This is a genomic window from Mycobacterium scrofulaceum, assembly GCF_002086735.1.
Classification (GTDB): Bacteria; Actinomycetota; Actinomycetes; order Mycobacteriales; family Mycobacteriaceae; genus Mycobacterium; species Mycobacterium scrofulaceum.
The window spans coordinates 34273-52487 of the sequence record NZ_MVIJ01000041.1; the positions used below are offsets into that span (position 1 = coordinate 34273).

Genomic DNA, 18215 nt, shown 5'->3' on the forward strand with positions numbered 1-18215 from the left:
TGGGCATGACGCTGAGAAAGCTTTCGACGGTCGCGCTGGCGGCCGCGGTCCTCCTGGCGGGGTGCTCGGCTTCGCGGCCCGCCGCCGACTCCGGTAGCGGCACGCCCGTGGGCTCGGTGACGGCGCCCGCGGCTCCGGTGAGCGGCAATCAGGTCAACATCGACGGCTTCGCCTTCGCGCCCGCCACGCTGATGGTCGCGGTCGGCACCACCGTCACCTGGACCAACCGCGACGAGGAACCGCACACCGTGGCCGCGAGCGACGGTTCGTTCCATTCGCCCGGGATGGGGACCGGGGCCACGTTCAGCCACACCTTCACCGACGCCGGGACGTTCGACTACGTCTGCTCGATCCACCCGATGATGCACGGGACCGTGGTGGTGACGCGATGAACCCCAACATGAGCCGCCGCCAGTTGGTGCGGCACACGGCGTGGTTCGGGGCGGCGGTCGGGTTCTCCGTCGTTGGGGGCGAGGTCATTTCGCATGTCGCGGCGGCGGCCGAGCGCTCGCACGCCCGGCCCACGCTGCGGTTCGCGCAGATCAGCGACAGCCATATCGGCTTCACCGGGGCGCCCAACCCGGACGTCACCGGCACGTTCGGCCACGCGATCGAGCAGGTCAACAACCTCGGCTACACACCGGATTTCGTCGTCCACACCGGCGACCTCACCCACCTGTCCACCCCCGGGCAGTTCGATCAGGTCAAGCAGATGATGGGCGCCCTAAAAACGCCGCAGGTGTTCACCGTTCCGGGGGAACACGACTCGGTCGACGACACGGGGCAGAAGTACCGGAACGCCTTCGGCGTGGGCTCCGTCGGTGACGGCTGGTACAGCTTCGACATCGCGGGCGTGCACGTGATCGCACTGGTCAACACGCTGAACCTGCGCAAGCTCGGGCACCTGGGCGCCGACCAGCTCGACTTCGTCCGAAAGGACGTCGCGCGGCTGCCGAGCGACACCCCGATCATCGTGTTCAGCCACATCCCGCTCTTCGCGATGTACCCCAACTGGGGCTGGGGCACCGACGACGCCGCCCAGGCGCTGTCCTACCTGCGCCGGTTCTCGTCGGTCACCTGCCTCAACGGGCATGTGCACCAATTGTTTTCCAAGACGGAGGGCAAGGTGACGTTCTACAGCGGGACGACGACCGCATACCCGCTGCCGCGGCCCGGCGACGGGCCGGCGCCCAAGCCGGTCACCCTGCCCGCCGGCAAGCTCCGCGACGCGCTCGGCATCCGCGAGGTGAGCTACACCCCGGGCGAAACCGCTCTGGCGTTGAAAGAGCGCGCGCTGCAATGACTGTTCTGCTCCGCATCGGCATGGCCGCGTCGCTGGTGGTCACCGGCGCCGCCCACGCCTACCTGTATGTCCATGGCTACCGGCACATCCCGGACATCGGATCTGCTTTCCTTGTGCAGGCCAGCGCGTCGTTCGCCCTTGCCCTGCTGATCCTTTTCGGCGGCCCCGAATGGCTGCGCTGGGCCGGCGCCGCCGTCGCGGGCGGCTCGCTGGTGGGGTTCGCCTCGTCGAGAACCGTTGGTCTACTGGGGTTTTCCGAGCGGGGCTGGGATCCGGCGCCCTACCCCGCGATCAGTGTGGGCGCGGAACTGCTGACGGTGCTGTTGTGGGCGGGGGATTGGGCGGTCAGGCGGGCTCGGGAAGCTCGTCGGTCGGCTCATCAACCATGAGATCGACCGCCTCGGCGGTCGCCCACTTGCTCAACAGCCGAGACTTCAGCGACATGGCGGGCTTCTCGACCAGGAACCAGCTCAGCGCGGCTACCGGGAGCGTGGCGATCGTCGCCACGATCGCGTGCACAACCGGATTCGGGCGGCCTGGCCAAGAGATCACCAGCAACTGCTGGATCGGGAAGGCGTAGATGTAAACGCCATACGACAGGTCAGTACGCAGCCTCAGACGTTTGTGCCTCAGTAGTGCACCGGAGGCGATGATGGCGTACGCGAGGGGAATCCCACCCAGCAGCCGGTAATGCGGAAGCAGGGTGCCGCCCAACGTGACGACGGCGGCGCTCACCGCGACGAGCCACCAGCGGGCAGGTATCTTGTCACGCCACTGGTAGAGCAACGCCCCCGCCGCGAACATGACGGCGAAGCGCGCGGTCACCGCGGCGAACTGGCCCGCCCACGGCTGGTCCGGCGCGACGGGCGGCGATAGCGCCTCGCCGACGACCGCCACCGCCAATATCACCGGAGAGACCCACCGGCGGTGGGCAAGCCCGGCCATGCCGATAGCGGCGACCACGGCATAACACGCCAGCTCGAAAGCCAACGTCCACAGCGAACTGTCCCAGCTCCCCGGATAGGGGACCCCTTGGGGCGTCCCGCCGACGTCGGCCTTGAGCAGGACCACCGCGCTGTTCATGGCGACGTACTCGACCGGCGCGGTGGAGAGCAGGAGCTTGAGCGCCGCGCCGCCCTGTATCGCCACGCCGATCGGCGCGATGACGAACGCGGTGACGACCAGGCAGACGTAGTAGCCAGGGAGGATGCGCAGGACTCGGGCCGCGGAATAGTCGCGCAGGTGCGGGTGGCGAAGCCAGCTCGCGGTGATGAGGAACCCCGAGACGGCGAAGAAGCCGTCGACCCCGCCGTCGGCGAGGTAATGCGCGCCAATCCATGGGTGACCCGTGAGGATGAACGAGTGACCGACGATCACCGTGGTCGCCAGTATCAGCCGCCAGGCGTTGAGCGCATTCTGCCGAGTGTCGAAAGCCTGTTCGAGGTTCATGTCCTAGCCTCTGTCGATGCGGGAGAGCGATCACATTCATTCGAAGTCGCGGTCCATTTCTGCTTGAGCCGGCTCTTGAGGGACAGCGAGGGCTTCTCGACCACGAACCAGCTCAGCGCGGCCACCGGCAGCGTACCCACGGCGCTTAGGACGAAGAACACGAATGGATTGAGGCCCGCGAGGCCACAGACGGCCAGCATCTGCTGCGTGGGGAACGCGTAGATGTACAGGCCGTAGGACAGGTCCGTTCGCAACCGCAGCCGCTTGTTTTGCAGCAGGGCGCCCGGCACGATGACGGCATACGCCAGCGGAAGGGCCGCGACGACCCGGTAATCCGGCAGCAGGCCGGCCGCGAAGACGATGACCACGCTAACCCCGACCAACGACCAGCGGGCCGGAATCACGTCGCGCCATTGATACAGCAGCGAGCCGGCCGCGAACGTGATGGCCGATCGGGTGGCGAGTTGCGGCACGGTCCACACGCCGGGGAAGGTCAGCGGCGGCAGCTGCGTGGCCGCCACCACCCCCAGGGCTAATATCGCGGCGGGGGGCCACCGGCGGTTGGCCAGACCGGCCAGCCCGATGCCGGCGACGGCGAGGTAGCACAGCACTTCCCAGATGAGTGACCACATCGAGGCGTTCCAGACGCCGGAGTGCGGGATCCCACGTGGTGTCCCGCCGACGTCCCGTTGCAAATAGGCGACGCCGACGTTTTTCAGGACGTACCCGAGGGGGGCGGTGGAGCGCAGCAGCGGCCACGCCGAGCCGCCCTGGATCAGCACGCTGAGCGGCGCGAAGACGAATGCCGTCACCAGCAAACAGACGTAGTAGCCGGGTAAGATGCGCAGGGCGCGAGCGGCGAGGTAGTCACGCACGCGCGGGTCGGCCAGCCAACTCCTGGTGATGAGGAAGCCCGAGATCGCGAAGAAGCCGTCGACCCCTGCCGAGAAAAAGACCTGGAGAACCGGGGCGGGCGGTATGCGGGCGGTGGAGGGCCAGCAATGCCATAGCATCACCTCGGCCGCCAGCGCCAGCCGCAGCGCGTTGAGGGCGTTCTTCCGCGGATCGAACACGTGCCCGAGGGTCATTGGCCTCCGCCCACATCGCCCCCGGAGCCGTCCGCGGCATCCTATGTCACGCCGCCACGCGTGTGCGAGTTTCGGCGATTCGACCCGTGTGACCCGGCGGCCTAGGCGGCGCTACCCGGAGCCTCAGCGGCGGGCCGGTCGCCGACGAGGTCGCGGGGTTGTTCGCCGCCGGGGCCTGCGGGCGCGGGTGCGCCCCACTTCTGCTTGAGCCGGCGCTTCAGGGACATCGACGGCTTCTCGATGACGATCCAGCTGAGGGCGGCCAGCGGCAGCGTGGCAAGGGCGCTGAGGCCGAAAAACACGACCGGATGCAAGAACGCGAGCCCGCAGACGGCCAGGATCTGCTGGGTGGGGTACGCGTAGATGTACACGCCGTAGGACACGTCCGTGCGCAACCGCAGCCGCTTGTGGTGCAGCAGGGCGCCCGACACGATGACGACATACGCAAGGGGAAGCGCCGCGACAACGCGGTAGTCGGGCAGGAACCCGGCCGCAAAGACGATGACCGCGCTCACCGCGACGAGTGACCACCGGGCGGGAATCACCTCGCGCCACTGATACATCACCGCACCGGCGGCGAACATGATGGCCGACCGCGCCGCCAACTGGGGGATGGTCCAGGTACCGGGGAACGTCAGCGGTGGGAACGCCAATGCCGCGCAGACGGCCACCACCAGCAGCACGGGAGAAACCCACCTGCGGTTGGCCAGTCCGACGACGCCGATGAGCGCTACGGCGAGGTAGCACAGCAGTTCCCAGACCAGGGACCACAGCGACGCGTTCCAGGTCGGTCCACCGGGAATGCCCCGCAGTGTGCCGGCGATGTCCGGTTGAAGGTAGGCCACTGCGCTGTTTTTCAGGACGTACTGGATCGGCGCGGTGGAACCCAGCAGCTTCAGGGCCGACCCGCCCTGGATGAGCAGGCTGAGCGGCGCGAAGACGAACGCCGTCACCACCAGGCAGACGTAGAACCCGGGCAGGATGCGCAGGGCCCGCGCGGTGAGGTAGTCGCGCACCCGCGGGTCGGTGAGCCAACTCCGAGTGATCAGGAATCCGGAGATTGCGAAGAAGCCGTCGACCCCCACCGAGAAGAAGAGCTGGTTGATCGCCGCAGGCGGCGGATGACCGGTGATGGGCCAGGAGTGGAACAGCATCACTTCGGCCGCCAGCGCCAACCGCAACGCGTTGAGGGCGTTACTGCGCGGATCGAATACCTGTCCCAGCTTCATCCGTCTCCGACCGTCGTCCCCCACCGAACTGTCCGCGCCATCGTATCGGCCGGCGGCCGGCGGCGTGGGCGGTTGGCCGTTGCGGCTAGGCGGTGCCCGGTAGCTCCGGGGGGAGCGCGGGTTCGGCGACCTCGCGAGCGGGTCGCACCATCACCGTTTGTTCGCGGTTCTCTTCTTGGTCTTGGTCTTGGTCTTGTGGGGCGGGCAGTTTACTTCTGAACCGCCGTTTGAGCCGCCGCGCCGGCTTTTCGATCAGGAACCAGCTCGCCGCGGCCAGCGGCAGCGTCGCGGCGGCGGTGACCCCGGTGAACAGCAGCGGGTTCAGGGTGATGAGCCCGCACACGAGCAGCAGTTGCTGGGTCGGGTACGCGTAGATGTACATGCCATAGGACAGATCGGTACGCAGTTTGAGGTGCTTGTTGCGGATCAGTGCCCCCGAGACGACCACGGCATAGGCCAGCGGGAGGGCGCCGACCACCCGGTAGTCCGGCAGGAAGCCGGCGGCCACGACGACGACGGCGCTCAGCGCGACGAGTGACCAGCGGGCCGGAATCAGATCGCGCCACTGATACAGGAACGCCCCGGCCGCGAACATGATCGCGGCCCGGCACGCCAAGAAGAACAGGGCGGTGCGGACGTCGCCCTCGTGTTGGGTCATGACGTCGGGGAATTTGATCCCCGGCAGCGTCATCGCGCCGCCCGTCGCCGCCACCAGGAAAACGACGGAGACCCACCGGTGGTTGGCGAGTCCGACGACGCCGATGAAGGCCACGATGAGGTAGCACATCACTTCCCAGATCAGCGACCACAAAGAAGCGTTCCAGACGCCCGCGCTGGGAATCCCGGTGGGTGTGCCGCCGATATCGAACTTGACCAGCGCCACGGCGCTGTTCTTCAACACGAAGTCCAGCGATGCGCCCGAGGTGATGAGTTTGGTGAACGAGCCACCCCGGATCGCCACGCTGAGTGGGGCGATGACGAACGCGGTCACCAGCAGGCAGACGTAGAACCCGGGCAGGATGCGCAGCGCCCGAGCCGCCAGATATTCACGGAGCCGAGGATTGCTGAGCCAGCTCGCTGTGATGAGGAAGCCTGAGATGGCAAAAAACCCGTCCACGCCTACGCAAAGCAGAAGCTGGAGAACGGCCCGGCTGTTCGGCAGGTGGCCCCTGATCGGGAAGGTATGCCAAAAGATCACCTCGCCGGCCAGCACCAACCGCCAGGCATTCAGCGCATTATTTCGCGGATCGAAGACCTGCCCGAGTTTCATCCGCCTCCCCCGTAGTCCGCACAGGGCCTATCGGCGTCATCGTATCGTGACCAAGCACCGAAAAGGGCTGGTTCACGGTATCTGAGGTATCGCGCAATGGCAAATAAGCGGACCGCCCATATCCGCGTAAGCAGCGGGTCCGCTGATGAATACAATCTCGCACCTGCTGAGTCGCCAAGTGCGTTGCGGGATAACGATCCTCGCATTTCGTTAAATTGTGTGGTCACGCGCTTATCGGTTACGCATTCCAGCGATAAACGCCTGCGTTTCCTGCCAGCTCGGCAAAAGGCCGGCGGCGCGCACTTCTTCGAAGCCGGGCGCCGCTGCGTCGCGGTCGGACAGGCTCGGCGGGGCGCCGTTCACCAGTGGCCAGTCGACCCCGATCGCCGGATCGGTCGCGCAGATCGTGCGCTCACGCTGCGGGTTGTATTCGGCCGAGCACAGATACATCACCGTCGAATCGTCCTGCAGGGCAAGGAAGCCGTGCGCCAGGCCTTCGGACAGGTAGATCGTCCTGCGGTCCTTGTCGTCGAGCAGCACCGAGTCCCATTGGCCGAACGTCGGCGAACCCTCGCGGATGTCGACCACCACATCGAACACCGAGCCGCGCACACAGGTCACGTATTTGGCCTGGCTCGGCGGCAGCTGCGCGAAGTGCAAGCCGCGTAAAACACCGGCGGAGGAAACCGAACAGTTCGCTTGCCGGACATCCAACCGGTGACCGGCGAACTCGGTGAAGCCACGATCGGTCAGCCATTCGAAGAACAGGCCCCGGGAGTCGCCGTGAATGGTGGGGGTGATCTCCCAGGCGCCGGGGATGGCGAGTTCGCGTACCTTCATCTCACTGACCACGCTCTTCGTAACGGGCTTCCGCGGCGTCCTTCAAAGGGCGCCACCATGATTCGTTGGCACGATACCAGTCGATGGTGGCGCTGAGGCCCTCCTCGAAGTCGGTATGCTTTGGCGCCCAACAGAGTTCGTCGTAGAGCGTCGAAGGGTCGATGGCATAACGCAGGTCGTGGCCGACGCGGTCGGTCACGTGGTCGAAGTCGTCGGGTTCGCGGCCCATCATCTTCAGCAGCGTCCGCAGCACGCTGAGGTTGTTGCGCTCGCCTTCCGAGCTGATCAGGTAGGTGCGGCCGATCTCGCCCTTTTCCAGGATGCGCCGCACGGCGCTGTTGTGGTCGTCGACGTGGATCCAGTCGCGGACGTTGGCGCCGCTGCCGTACAGCTTGGGCCGTCGCCCGGTGAGCACGTTGGTGATCTGGCGTGGGATGAACTTCTCGACGTGCTGGTATGGCCCGTAATTGTTGGAACAGTTCGAGATCGTCGCGCGCACGCCATAGGACCGCACCCAGGACCGGACCAGCATGTCGGCGCCGGCCTTGGTGGCCGAGTAGGGGCTCGACGGGTTGTAGGGCGTGGACTCCGTGAACCGGTGGGGGTCGTCGAGCTCCAGGTCGCCGTAGACCTCGTCGGTCGAGATGTGGTGCAGTCGCGCACCGTGGCGCCGCACCGCTTCCAGGATGGTGAACGTCCCGACCACGTTGGTGTGCAGGAACGGCGCCGGGTCGTCCAGGGCGTTGTCGACGTGGCTCTCCGCGGCGAAGTGCACCACCGCGTCGGACTCGGCGACCAGCCGGGACACCAGGTCGGCGTCGCAGATGTCGCCGACCACCAGCCGGATGGCGTCCTCGACGCCGGCCAGCGACTCGCGCCGCCCGGCGTAGGTCATCGCGTCGAGCACCGTCACGGAATCCTCGGGGTGCTCACGGACGGTGCTGTGCACGAAATTCGCGCCGATGAAACCAGCGCCGCCGGTGACCAATAGCCGCATGGTCAAACCCTAACCGAGCGAGTCGGTCAGCTTGCGCGAGTCAGCCCCAGCGGTCCGGCCAGTTCACTGAGCACCGAGACGAGCGCGTCGTCGTCACCGGCGCCCAGCACCTGGATGGCCACGTGATCGGCCCCGGCGTCGCAGTGTTCGCGGAGTCGTTGCGCGATGGCCTCCGGCGTGCCGTGCGCGACCACCGCGTCGATCAGCCGGTCGGTGCCCGGCTTGCGGACGTCGGCCTCGGTGAAGCCCAGTCGCAGCCAGTTGTTCACGTAGTTGCTCAGGCCCAGGTAGAAATCGACGGTCTGCCGGCCGATCGCGCGGGCCTCGTTCGAGTCGGTGGTGAGCACCACCTTGTGTTCGGGGGCGAGGAACACCGAGCGTCCGACGAGCTCGCGCGCTTTGGCGGTGTGCTCCGGCGTCGTCAGGTAGGGGTGGGCGCCGGCGGAGCGTTGCGCCGCCAGCCGCAGCACGCGCTGCCCGAGCGCCGCCAGCACCCGCCGGCTGGTCGGCACCATCGCCGCATCGAGGTCGTCGAGGTAGGCCACGAGGGCGTCGTAGGGCTTGGCGTATTGCTGGGTGTGCTCCGGGTGCCCGACGCCGATCCCCAGCAAGAACCTTCCCGGGTAGGCCTTTTCGATGCGCTTGAAGGACTCGGCGACGGCCGGGGCCGGCGCGGTCCAGATGTTGACGATCCCGGTGGCCAGCTGCAGGGACGAGGTCTCGGCCAGGGCGGGCTCCACCCAGGCCAGGTCGGCGTCGGGCGATCCGCCGATCCAGACGGCGCCGTAGCCGAGCGATTCGATCCGCCGCGCCAGTCCGGGCGTGATGGACCTCGACCCCAGCCATACGCCGAACCGGCCCAGGTCCGGTTTGAGTGCCACCGGCTCGGTCATCCGTGTCCCTCCCTAACGTCTGCTAGCTCAGTCCGAGCGGCCCCGCCAGTTCGGCCAGCGCCGGAACCAGGTTTTCATCCTTCGTCAGGACCTGCACGGGCACGTGGTCGGCCCCCGCGTCGAGGTGCTCCTTCAGCCGAGCCGCGATCGCGTCGGGCGTGCCGTAGGCCACCAGCGCGTCGACCAGGCGGTCGCTACCCGGCTTGGTGACCTCCTCGTCGGAGAAGCCGAGCCGCTTCCAGTTGTTGCGGTAGTTGGCGAGCTGGAAATAGATGTCGAGCGCCCTGCGGCCCACCGCGCGGGCCTTCTCGGGGTCGGTGGTCAGCACCGCCTTGTGTTCCGGCGCCAGGAAGGCCGACGGACCGATCAGCTCGCGGGCCCGCGCGGTGTGCTCGGGGGTGGTGAGGTACGGGTGCGCCCCGGCGGCGCGTTCGGCGGACAGCTTGAGCACGCGCGGGCCCAGCGCGGCCACCACCCGACGGTTGGCGGGCACGCCGAAGTCGTCGAGCCGCTGCAGATACTCCACCAGCGCGTCGTAGGGCTTGCGGTATTCGGTGTGCGCCTCGGGGTGGCCGACGCCGATGCCCAACAGGAAGCGGCCGGGGTAGGCGGCCTCGATCCGGCGGAACGACTCCGCCACCGGCTCGGCCGCCGCCGTCCAGATGTTGACGATGCCGGTGGCCAGCTGCAGGCTGGTCGTCGCCTCGAGGATGGGTTCCACCCAGGCCAGCTCGGCCGGCGGCGAACCGCCCACCCACACGGCCCCGTAGCCCAGCGATTCGATGTCTTTGGCTTGTTCGGGTGTGACGCCGCGTCCGAACACTCCGAACCGGCCGAGGCTGGGCTTGCTGGCTGCATCGGTCATGGTTGTTCCCAACCCAGCGGGCGGCGCGGCTATTCCGGAAGGTCGACGTCCGCGGCCGGCGGGCTTTCGAGGGGCAGCAGCACGATGAACCTGGTGTCGCCGGGCGCCGATTCGACCCGCAGGTCCCCGCGGTGCTTCTTGACGACGATGTTGAACGCCAGGTCCAGCCCGAGCCCGGTGCCCTCGCCGAACGGCTTCGTGGTGAAGAACGGTTCGAAGATGCGCTCGCGCACCTCCTCGGGCACCCCCGGCCCGGTGTCACGGATCTCGACGCGCACCATGTTCTCGCCTTCCCGGCAGGTGCGGATGGTCAGCGTGCCGCCCTCATCGCGCATCGCCGCGATGGCGTTGTCGATGATATTGGTCCACACCTGATTGAGATCGCCTGGGTAGCAAGGTATTCGGGGAAGCGATCGGTCGAATTCCTTGACCACCGCGACGGCGGTGTCCCTGCCCAGCCGGTCGGCGAACATGGTGAGCGTGCTGTGCAGCAGCTCGTGCACGTCGGCCACCTGGAAAGGCGCGCGGTCCATTTGGGAATACTGCTTGGCGTCGGCGACCAGCGCGGAGATCCGCTTGCTGGCCTCCAAGATCTGGTTCAGCAGCAGCTCGCTCTCGACGGTGTAGGTCAGCCAGCGGATGGCCTTCTCCAGGGACGTCGACGCGCCGAGCTCCTCGGTCGCCGCGGCGATCCGCTCCAGCCAATCGGTGTCGATGCCCCCCTCGACGAAGGTCGGCGCGATGTCCCACCCGCCGTCGATGCCGTGGTCCTCGAGCCAGTCGCCGACGGCGTCTTCCAGATCGGCCGTCTCGATCGCGGTCAGGCTGGCCGAAGCCGACTTGGCGACCTGGGCCGCCACCTCCTCCTGCAGCCGCACCAGCGCCCGCAGCGCGTCCGGCGGGACGGTGCCGTCGGCGAGCATCGCCAGTTTCTGGCGCATGCCGGCGACCCGCTGCCTCAGCTCGGACGCCGCGCGGACGGTGGCCGCGGCGGGGTTGTTCAGCTGATGTGTCAGCCCGGCGGACAACTGGCCCAGCGCGAGCAGCTTCTCGCGGTTGTCGATGATCCGGCGGGTGCGCTCCTGGCCGACCGCCATCCCGTCGAGCAGGTGGACGGCCATCGGGAACTGGTCCTTCATGAAGTCGGCGAACGCGGGCGCGTCGAGCACGAAAAAGCGTGACGGCCTGGTGACGTACACCGTCGCGTCGTAGCTCTGCTGCTGCAGCTGCCCGGTGAACGCGCGCCAGGCGCCGCAATACACCCCGCGCTGCGACGTCCGGTTGGTCTCGATCTCCTGGCCGCCCGAGAGCTTCGACATCGCCAGCTCACCCTCGATCAGGACGTACAGGCAGGTCGCCGGCTCGCCCTCGACGCAGATCGGGCCGGGTGCGTAGGTCTCGATCTGCCCGTTGGCGCACAACATCGCCAGCTGCTCGTCGGTGAGCGCCTCGAACAGGAACAGGGTGCGCAGCTCGTCCGGCCGGCACGGCACCTTGGCGGTCATGATTCGGCGAGGTAGCGGTGCACCAGCATGACGGCCATCGACCCCTCGCCGACGGCGGCCGCGACGCGCTTGGCGGACTCGGCGCGCACGTCGCCGGTGGCGAACACGCCCGGCACGCTGGTTTCGAGGTGGTGGGGCGGGCGGTCCAGCGTCCAGCCGCACACGTTGCGCAGGTCCGGCCCGGTGAGGACGAAGCCGCGGTCGTCGCGGGCGAGCACCCCGTCCAGCCACTCGGTGCGCGGCGCCGCGCCGATGAAGATGAACATCCGGGCGCAGGTGACGTCCTCGATCTCGCCGGTCTGGTTGTCGACCAGGGTCAGCCGCTCCAGGTGGTCGTTCCCGACGGCGCGGCGCACCTCGGTGCAGGTGCGCACGGTGATGTTGGGCCGCTGCCGGATCTGCTGGATCAGGTAGTAGGACATCGAGGCGTCCAGCGACGGGGCCCGCACCACGATGGTCACCGACTTGGCCTCACGCGACAGGTACATCGCGGCCTGGCCGGCGGAGTTGGCGCCGCCGACGACGTAGACCTCCTCACCGGCGCACTCCGAGGCGATGGAGACGGCGGCGCCGTAGTAGACGCCGCGGCCGGTCAGCTCGCCGCAGCCCTCCGCCGGCAGCTGGCGGTAGGCGACCCCGGTGGCCAGGATGACGGCGTGCGCGTCGATGGAGCCGCCGTCGGCGAACCGCACGGTCCGCTTGGGGCCGTTGACCTCCAGCGCGGTGGCGGTGCGGGCGGTGATGAGTTCGGCACCGAACTTCTCGGCCTGCCGCCGTGCCCGGTCGGCCAGCTGGCCGCCGGACACCCCGTCGGGAAAGCCCAGGTAGTTCTCGATCCGCGAGCTCTGGCCGGCCTGCCCACCCGTCGCGGTGCGCTCGATGAGCACCGTGCGCAGGCCCTCGGAGGCGCCGTACACGGCGGCGGCCAGCCCCGCCGGTCCGCCGCCGATGACGATCAGGTCGTAGAACTCCTGCGACGGGGTGGTGGTCAGGCCCAGGGTGTCGGCCAGCTGTGCGTCGGTGGGTTCGACGAGGGTGTCGCCGCGTTCGGTGACGACGACCGGCAGCCGCAGGCCGTCCTCGCCGGCGGCCTTGAGCAACCGCTGCCCGTCGGGGTCGTCGGCGCGGAACCACGAGTAGTGCAGCCCGTTGCGGGCCAGGAAGTCGCGCACCTGCCAGGACCGCTCCGACCAGCGGTGCCCGATCACCTTGGTGTGCGGGATCGGGTGTTCGGGCGCCGCCCGCCAGGCGTCCAGCAGCCCGTCGATGACGGGGTAGAACTTCTCCTGCGGCGGATCCCACGGCTTGAGCAGGTAGTGGTCCAGGTCGACGACGTTGATCGCGTCGATGGCGGCGTGGGTGTCGGCGTAGGCGGTCAGCAGCACGCGGCGCGCCGCCGGGTAGAGGTCCATCGCCCGCTCGAGGAATTCGATGCCGCTCATCTGCGGCATCCGGTAGTCGGCGATGAGCACCGCGACCGTCTCGCCGCGCAGCTTGAGCTCCTTGAGGGTGTCCAGCGCGTCGGGACCCGAATCCGCGCGCACGATCCGGTGCCGGTCGCCGTACTGGCGGCGCAGATCCCGGGCGACCGCGCGCGAGACGGAGGGATCGTCGTCGACGGTCAGCAGCACGGGCTTGCGAGGCTGACCTTCGGGGGTTGCGGGGCTCGCGGGGCTCGTCATCGGGGTTAAGTATGCCCTCGTCAGGACCCGCGCGGCAGGTCGAGCGGGCCCGGTGAATTTCGCTGCCGGCGATTTTGGGTCGGGCGCCTGACCAGGTATCGTGGGACAACGGTGCGTCATCCGCGCCGACTTTTTGCGTGCCCTGTCTTAGGAATTCCTTGGAATTTCCTGCCCTTGGCTCACGTTTCTAGTCGGGCGAATGCTGCGCCGATATGGGCGCACACAGGATACGAAACCAAAGACGAGGATTGCTGAAAAGTATGGCCAAGAAGGACGGTGCCATAGAGGTCGAGGGCCGCGTGGTCGAGCCCCTGCCCAATGCGATGTTCCGCATTGAGCTGGAGAACGGCCACAAGGTGCTCGCCCACATCAGCGGCAAGATGCGGCAGCACTACATCCGCATCCTGCCCGAGGACCGGGTGGTGGTGGAGCTCTCTCCCTACGACCTGTCCCGGGGCCGCATCGTGTACCGGTACAAGTAACAGCCCGAAACAGACCACGAGAAAGAACAGGATCGAACAGCCGTGAAGGTGAACCCGAGCGTCAAGCCAATCTGTGACAAGTGCAGGGTGATCCGTCGGCATGGGCGGGTCATGGTGATCTGCTCCGATCCGCGGCACAAGCAGCGCCAGGGCTAGCGGCGATCGCAAGCCCGGCGCAGCCGGGCGAAGCGGGTCGCCGCCGTGTAATCAGCTCAAGCGCATGCAACACAACTGAATGCAGACCTCCCAGTACCACTGAGCGAATACGCCGCTCACCCACGTCCGGACGGAGGCCGGACCCCGCCTCGAGGGCGGGAACGGGCTGGGATCAGACCTCCGCTTAGAAAAAGAGGAAACGCCACCTATGGCTCGACTAGTAGGCGTCGATCTGCCGCGCGACAAGCGGATGGAGATCGCGCTGACCTACATCTTCGGCGTCGGCCGGACCCGGTCGAACGAGATCCTGGCAGCTACGGGGATCGACAAGGACCTGCGCACCAGGGACCTGACCGACGACCAGCTGACCCACTTGCGCGACTACATCGAAGCGAACCTCAAGGTGGAGGGTGACCTGCGCCGCGAGGTGCAGGCCGACATTCGTCGCAAGATCGAGATCGGCTGCTACCAGGGCCTGCGGCACCGCCGCGGCCTGCCGGTGCGCGGCCAGCGGACCAAGACCAATGCGCGCACCCGCAAGGGACCGAAGCGCACCATCGCCGGCAAGAAGAAGGCCAGGTAATCGCCCATGCCACCAGCCAAGAAGGCAGCCTCTGCACCCAAGAAGGGGCAGAAGACCCGCAAGCGGGAAAAGAAGAACATCCCGCACGGCGCCGCGCACATCAAGAGCACGTTCAACAACACGATCGTGAGCATCACCGACCCGCAGGGCAACGTCATCGCCTGGGCGTCCTCGGGTCACGTCGGCTTCAAGGGCTCGCGCAAGTCGACCCCGTTCGCCGCGCAGCTCGCCGCCGAGAACGCCGCGCGCAAGGCGCAGGAGCACGGGGTGAAGAAGGTCGACGTGTTCGTCAAGGGCCCGGGCTCGGGCCGGGAGACGGCGATCCGCTCGCTGCAGGCCGCGGGCCTCGAGGTCGGCGCGATCTCCGACGTCACCCCCCAGCCGCACAACGGCTGCCGTCCGCCCAAGCGCAGAAGGGTCTAGGGAAAGAATCATGGCTCGTTACACCGGACCCATCACCCGCAAGTCGCGGCGGCTGCGCACCGACCTGATCGGTGGCGACCAGGCCTTCGAGAAGCGCCCCTACCCGCCCGGCCAGCACGGTCGCGCGCGGATCAAGGAAAGCGAATACCTGCAGCAGCTGCAGGAGAAGCAGAAGGCCCGGTTCACCTACGGCGTCATGGAGAAGCAGTTCCGCCGCTACTACGAAGAGGCAACCCGCCAGCCCGGCAAGACCGGTGAGGAACTGCTGCGCATCCTGGAGAGCCGGCTGGACAACGTCGTCTACCGCGCCGGGCTCGCCCGCACCCGCCGGATGGCCCGCCAGCTGGTGAGCCACGGCCACTTCAGCGTCAACGGCGTGCACGTCAACGTGCCCAGCTACCGGGTGTCGCAGTACGACATCATCGACGTGCGGGACGGCTCGCTGAACACCGTGCCGTTCCAGATCGCGCGGGAGACGGCGGGCGACCGGCCGATCCCGAGCTGGCTGCAGGTGGTGGGGGAGCGTCAGCGCATCCTGATCCACCAGCTGCCGGAGCGGGCACAGATCGACGTGCCGCTCGCCGAGCAGCTGATCGTCGAGTTCTACTCGAAGTAAGAGCCCCTGCGCCATGTCGGCGCAGGTCTTAACGGCATCAAATAGCGGGTGCCGAGAAGGAGAAGAAGAAACACCATGCTGATCTCTCAGCGACCCACCCTGTCGGAGGAAGTCCTCACCGACAGCCGCTCCCAGTTCGTCATCGAGCCCCTGGAACCGGGATTCGGTTACACCCTGGGCAATTCGCTGCGCCGGACGCTGCTGTCGTCGATCCCCGGCGCGGCCGTCACCAGCATCCGCATCGACGGCGTGCTGCACGAGTTCACCACCGTCGCCGGGGTGAAGGAAGACGTCACCGCGATCATCCTGAACCTCAAGGGCCTGGTGGTTTCCTCGGAGGAGGACGAGCCGGTCACCATGTACCTGCGCAAGCAGGGCCCGGGCGCGGTCACCGCGGGTGACATCGTGCCGCCCGCCGGCGTCACGGTGCACAACCCCGAGATGCACATCGCGACGCTGAACGACAAGGGCAAGCTCGAGGTCGAGCTCGTCGTCGAGCGGGGCCGCGGTTACGTCCCGGCGGTGCAGAACCGGGCCTCCGGCGCCGAAATCGGCCGCATCCCGGTGGATTCCATCTATTCGCCGGTGCTCAAGGTGACCTACAAGGTCGACGCGACCCGTGTCGAGCAGCGCACCGACTTCGACAAGCTGATCCTGGACGTCGAGACCAAGAGCTCGATCACGCCGCGCGACGCGCTGGCGTCGGCCGGTAAGACCCTGGTCGAATTGTTCGGGCTGGCACGCGAACTCAACGTCGAGGCCGAGGGCATCGAGATCGGCCCGTCGCCGGCCGAGGCCGACCACATCGCCTCGTTCGCGCTGCCGATCGACGACCTGGACCTGACGGTGCGGTCGTACAACTGCCTCAAGCGCGAGGGCGTGCACACCGTCGGCGAGCTGGTGAGCCGCACCGAGTCCGACCTGCTCGACATCCGCAACTTCGGTCAGAAGTCCATCGACGAGGTCAAGGTCAAGCTGCACCAGCTGGGCCTGTCGCTCAAGGACAGCCCGCCGAGCTTCGACCCGTCGCAGGTCGCGGGCTACGACGTGGCCACCGGCACGTGGTCCACCGAGGGCGCCTACGACGACCAGGACTACGCGGAAACCGAACAGCTGTAACGGCCGGACACCGATAACAGAATTCCGTCCCGGCCCTACCTGATACGGGGGCCGGCCCCCAATGAGGAGATAGTGCAATGCCCAAGCCCACCAAGGGCCCCCGCCTCGGCGGGTCGTCTTCGCACCAGAAGGCCCTGCTGGCCAACCTGGCCACCTCGCTGTTCGAGCACGGCCGGATCAAGACGACCGAGCCCAAGGCGCGCGCCCTGCGGCCGTATGCGGAAAAGCTGATCACGCATGCGAAAAAGGGCTCGCTGCACAACCGTCGAGAGGTGATGAAGAAGATCCGCGACAAGGACGTGGTGCACGCCCTGTTCGCGGAGATCGGGCCGTTCTTCGCCGACCGCAACGGCGGGTACACCCGCATCATCAAGGTCGAGCCGCGCAAGGGCGACAACGCCCCGATGGCGGTCATCGAGCTGGTGCGGGAGAAGACGGTGACCTCCGAGGCCGACCGGGCGCGTCGCGTCAAGGCTTCCAAGAAGTCTGACGCGCCGGTGGCCGCGGCGGCGGCGCCGCAGGCGGCGGTCGAGCCCGAGGAGGCCGTCGGCCCGACGGCCGACGACGTGACCGGGCCCGAGGCCGAGGAGACCGAGGTCACGGAGGCCGAGGCTGCCGCCGAGGAAAAGCATGACGAGGCCGTCGCCGCGCGGGCCGAGGCCGAGAAGGCCGCCGAGGCTGACGAGGCTGACGAGAGTTAGCGAGGCCGTCCGTCTGCGGCTGGACATCGCCTACGACGGAACGGAATTCGCCGGCTGGGCAACTCAGGCCGGCCAGCGCACCGTCGCCGGCGTTCTCGACGAGGCGCTGACCACCCTGTTCCGCGCGCCGATGCGGCTGCGCGCCGCCGGCCGCACCGACACGGGCGTGCACGCCACCGGGCAGGTGGCCCACGTCGACGTGCCGCCCGACGCGCTGCCCAACGCCTACCCGCGGGCGCCGCGGGTGGGCGAGCCGGAGTTCCTCCCGCTGGTGCGCCGGCTCGGACGGTTCCTGCCCTCCGATGTCCGGGTGCTCCGCGTCGCCCGCGCCCCGGCGGGTTTCGACGCGCGGTTCTCGGCGCTGCGGCGTCATTACACCTACCTGCTGTCGACGGCGCCCTACGGCGTGGAGCCGCAGCGGGCCCGCTACGTCACCGCCTGGCCGCGCCCGCTGGACGTCGACGCGATGGCCGCCGCGTCGCGAGACCTAGTGGGGCTGCACGACTTTGCCGGGTTCTGCCGTCATCGGCCCAACGCCACCACCATCCGCGACCTGCAGCGCCTTCAGTGGTCGCGCGACGGCGAACTGATCACCGCGCACGTCACCGCCGACGCGTTCTGCTGGTCGATGGTGCGCTCGCTGGTCGGGGCGCTGCTCGCCGTGGGCGAGCATCGCCGCCCGGTGTCCTGGTGCCGTGGATTGCTCACGGCCACAAGCCGTTCCAGCGACTTCGCGGCCGCGCCGCCGCACGGGCTGACGCTGGTGGGCGTCGACTATCCGCCCGATGACCAGCTGGAGGCGCGCAACCTGGTCACCCGGGACCTGCGCAGCCGCTAAACCTTGGCCGCGACGAAACGCGCGGCCTGGTTGGTCAAGGTGGGCACGTAGCCCAGGTGCGACGCCCAGCGGGTGCCGCCCGAGCAGATCGGGTCGCCGGTGTTGCACAGGTCGATGGTCTTGCCGTCGAATTCGGGGGTCAGGGCGCTCATCAACCCGCCCGCCCTGTTCGGGAA

Annotated in this window: 22 protein-coding genes; 11 read left to right on the forward strand and 11 right to left on the reverse strand. The window is 68.0% G+C overall.

All coding sequences use genetic code 11. The features are described 5' to 3' along the window. The first annotated feature begins 5 nt into the window (after positions 1-5). Genes BST44_RS22075 through BST44_RS22085 form a run of 3 tightly spaced genes read left to right on the forward strand, consistent with a single transcriptional unit; the run spans position 6 to position 1692 of the window. The gene (locus BST44_RS22075; RefSeq protein ID WP_142274635.1) at positions 6-392 is read left to right on the forward strand and encodes a cupredoxin domain-containing protein; all 387 of its coding nucleotides are present in this window, start codon (positions 6-8) and stop codon (positions 390-392) included. Further along, entirely contained in the window at positions 389-1303 is a 915-nt protein-coding gene (locus BST44_RS22080; RefSeq protein ID WP_083179220.1) for a metallophosphoesterase family protein, read from the forward strand. Before BST44_RS22075 ends, BST44_RS22080 begins: the two co-directional genes overlap by 4 nt. Next, positions 1300-1692 carry a hypothetical protein gene (locus tag BST44_RS22085; protein ID WP_083179221.1) on the forward strand — a complete coding sequence of 131 codons (393 nt, stop codon included), beginning with the start codon at positions 1300-1302 and terminating at the stop codon, positions 1690-1692. Before BST44_RS22080 ends, BST44_RS22085 begins: the two co-directional genes overlap by 4 nt. Here the strand turns inward: BST44_RS22085 and BST44_RS22090 are convergent. The 10 genes from BST44_RS22090 to BST44_RS22135 form a co-directional block, all read right to left on the reverse strand. Beyond that, entirely contained in the window at positions 1649-2752 is a 1104-nt protein-coding gene (locus BST44_RS22090; RefSeq protein ID WP_083179222.1) for an acyltransferase family protein, read from the reverse strand. The two genes, BST44_RS22085 and BST44_RS22090, sit on opposite strands and share 44 nt — an antisense overlap. Beyond that, on the reverse strand, positions 2749-3840 hold the full coding sequence (locus BST44_RS22095; protein ID WP_083179223.1) for an acyltransferase family protein: 1092 nt from the start codon (positions 3838-3840) through the stop codon (positions 2749-2751). The genes BST44_RS22090 and BST44_RS22095 overlap by 4 nt, the downstream gene beginning before the upstream one ends. A gap of 101 nt (positions 3841-3941) precedes the next feature. Next, positions 3942-5069: an acyltransferase family protein gene (locus BST44_RS22100; RefSeq protein ID WP_083179224.1), complete on the reverse strand. Its 1128-nt coding sequence runs from the start codon at positions 5067-5069 to the stop codon at positions 3942-3944. An 85-nt stretch (positions 5070-5154) separates the two neighbouring features. Beyond that, positions 5155-6339 (reverse strand): acyltransferase family protein, encoded by a 1185-nt coding sequence (locus tag BST44_RS22105; protein WP_083179225.1) that lies wholly within the window; start codon positions 6337-6339, stop codon positions 5155-5157. Positions 6340-6570: 231 nt separating this feature from the next. Next, complete coding sequence (gene rfbC, locus BST44_RS22110) at positions 6571-7179, reverse strand: dTDP-4-dehydrorhamnose 3,5-epimerase (RefSeq protein ID WP_083179236.1); 609 nt, start codon at positions 7177-7179, stop codon at positions 6571-6573. Between the two features lies 1 nt (position 7180). Beyond that, positions 7181-8176: a dTDP-glucose 4,6-dehydratase gene (gene rfbB / locus BST44_RS22115; protein WP_083179226.1), complete on the reverse strand. Its 996-nt coding sequence runs from the start codon at positions 8174-8176 to the stop codon at positions 7181-7183. A 26-nt stretch (positions 8177-8202) separates the two neighbouring features. Further along, positions 8203-9069, reverse strand: coding sequence for an LLM class F420-dependent oxidoreductase (locus tag BST44_RS22120; protein WP_083179227.1), 867 nt, complete (start codon positions 9067-9069; stop codon positions 8203-8205). A gap of 22 nt (positions 9070-9091) precedes the next feature. Then, the gene (locus BST44_RS22125) at positions 9092-9934 is read right to left on the reverse strand and encodes an LLM class F420-dependent oxidoreductase (protein ID WP_083179228.1); all 843 of its coding nucleotides are present in this window, start codon (positions 9932-9934) and stop codon (positions 9092-9094) included. A gap of 29 nt (positions 9935-9963) precedes the next feature. Continuing rightward, positions 9964-11439, reverse strand: coding sequence for an ATP-binding protein (locus BST44_RS22130; RefSeq protein WP_083179229.1), 1476 nt, complete (start codon positions 11437-11439; stop codon positions 9964-9966). After that, positions 11436-13121: an NAD(P)/FAD-dependent oxidoreductase gene (locus BST44_RS22135; protein ID WP_083179230.1), complete on the reverse strand. Its 1686-nt coding sequence runs from the start codon at positions 13119-13121 to the stop codon at positions 11436-11438. The genes BST44_RS22130 and BST44_RS22135 overlap by 4 nt, the downstream gene beginning before the upstream one ends. A gap of 260 nt (positions 13122-13381) precedes the next feature. Between BST44_RS22135 and infA the strand changes: the two genes are divergently transcribed. From infA to truA, 8 genes are all read left to right on the forward strand, one after another. After that, the gene (gene infA / locus BST44_RS22140; protein WP_003418601.1) at positions 13382-13603 is read left to right on the forward strand and encodes a translation initiation factor IF-1; all 222 of its coding nucleotides are present in this window, start codon (positions 13382-13384) and stop codon (positions 13601-13603) included. Positions 13604-13645: 42 nt separating this feature from the next. Continuing rightward, positions 13646-13759, forward strand: a complete 114-nt coding sequence (rpmJ, locus tag BST44_RS22145) for a 50S ribosomal protein L36 (protein ID WP_003879483.1) — start codon at positions 13646-13648, stop codon at positions 13757-13759. A gap of 208 nt (positions 13760-13967) precedes the next feature. Beyond that, positions 13968-14342, forward strand: coding sequence for a 30S ribosomal protein S13 (gene rpsM, locus BST44_RS22150; RefSeq protein WP_007167900.1), 375 nt, complete (start codon positions 13968-13970; stop codon positions 14340-14342). 6 nt (positions 14343-14348) lie between these two features. Further along, positions 14349-14765, forward strand: coding sequence for a 30S ribosomal protein S11 (rpsK, locus tag BST44_RS22155; RefSeq protein ID WP_007167901.1), 417 nt, complete (start codon positions 14349-14351; stop codon positions 14763-14765). Between the two features lie 10 nt (positions 14766-14775). After that, a complete protein-coding gene (gene rpsD, locus BST44_RS22160; protein WP_083179232.1) occupies positions 14776-15381 on the forward strand; it encodes a 30S ribosomal protein S4 in 606 nt (201 codons plus the stop codon). A 75-nt stretch (positions 15382-15456) separates the two neighbouring features. Next, the gene (locus BST44_RS22165; protein ID WP_067950710.1) at positions 15457-16500 is read left to right on the forward strand and encodes a DNA-directed RNA polymerase subunit alpha; all 1044 of its coding nucleotides are present in this window, start codon (positions 15457-15459) and stop codon (positions 16498-16500) included. A gap of 77 nt (positions 16501-16577) precedes the next feature. Further along, a complete protein-coding gene (gene rplQ / locus BST44_RS22170; RefSeq protein WP_083179233.1) occupies positions 16578-17201 on the forward strand; it encodes a 50S ribosomal protein L17 in 624 nt (207 codons plus the stop codon). Beyond that, entirely contained in the window at positions 17131-18039 is a 909-nt protein-coding gene (gene truA, locus BST44_RS22175) for a tRNA pseudouridine(38-40) synthase TruA (protein ID WP_142274636.1), read from the forward strand. The genes rplQ and truA overlap by 71 nt, the downstream gene beginning before the upstream one ends. Here the strand turns inward: truA and BST44_RS22180 are convergent. Further along, positions 18036-18215: cutinase family protein (locus BST44_RS22180; protein WP_142274637.1), on the reverse strand; the 180-nt coding region annotated here is incomplete at its 5' end. The genes truA and BST44_RS22180 overlap by 4 nt on opposite strands.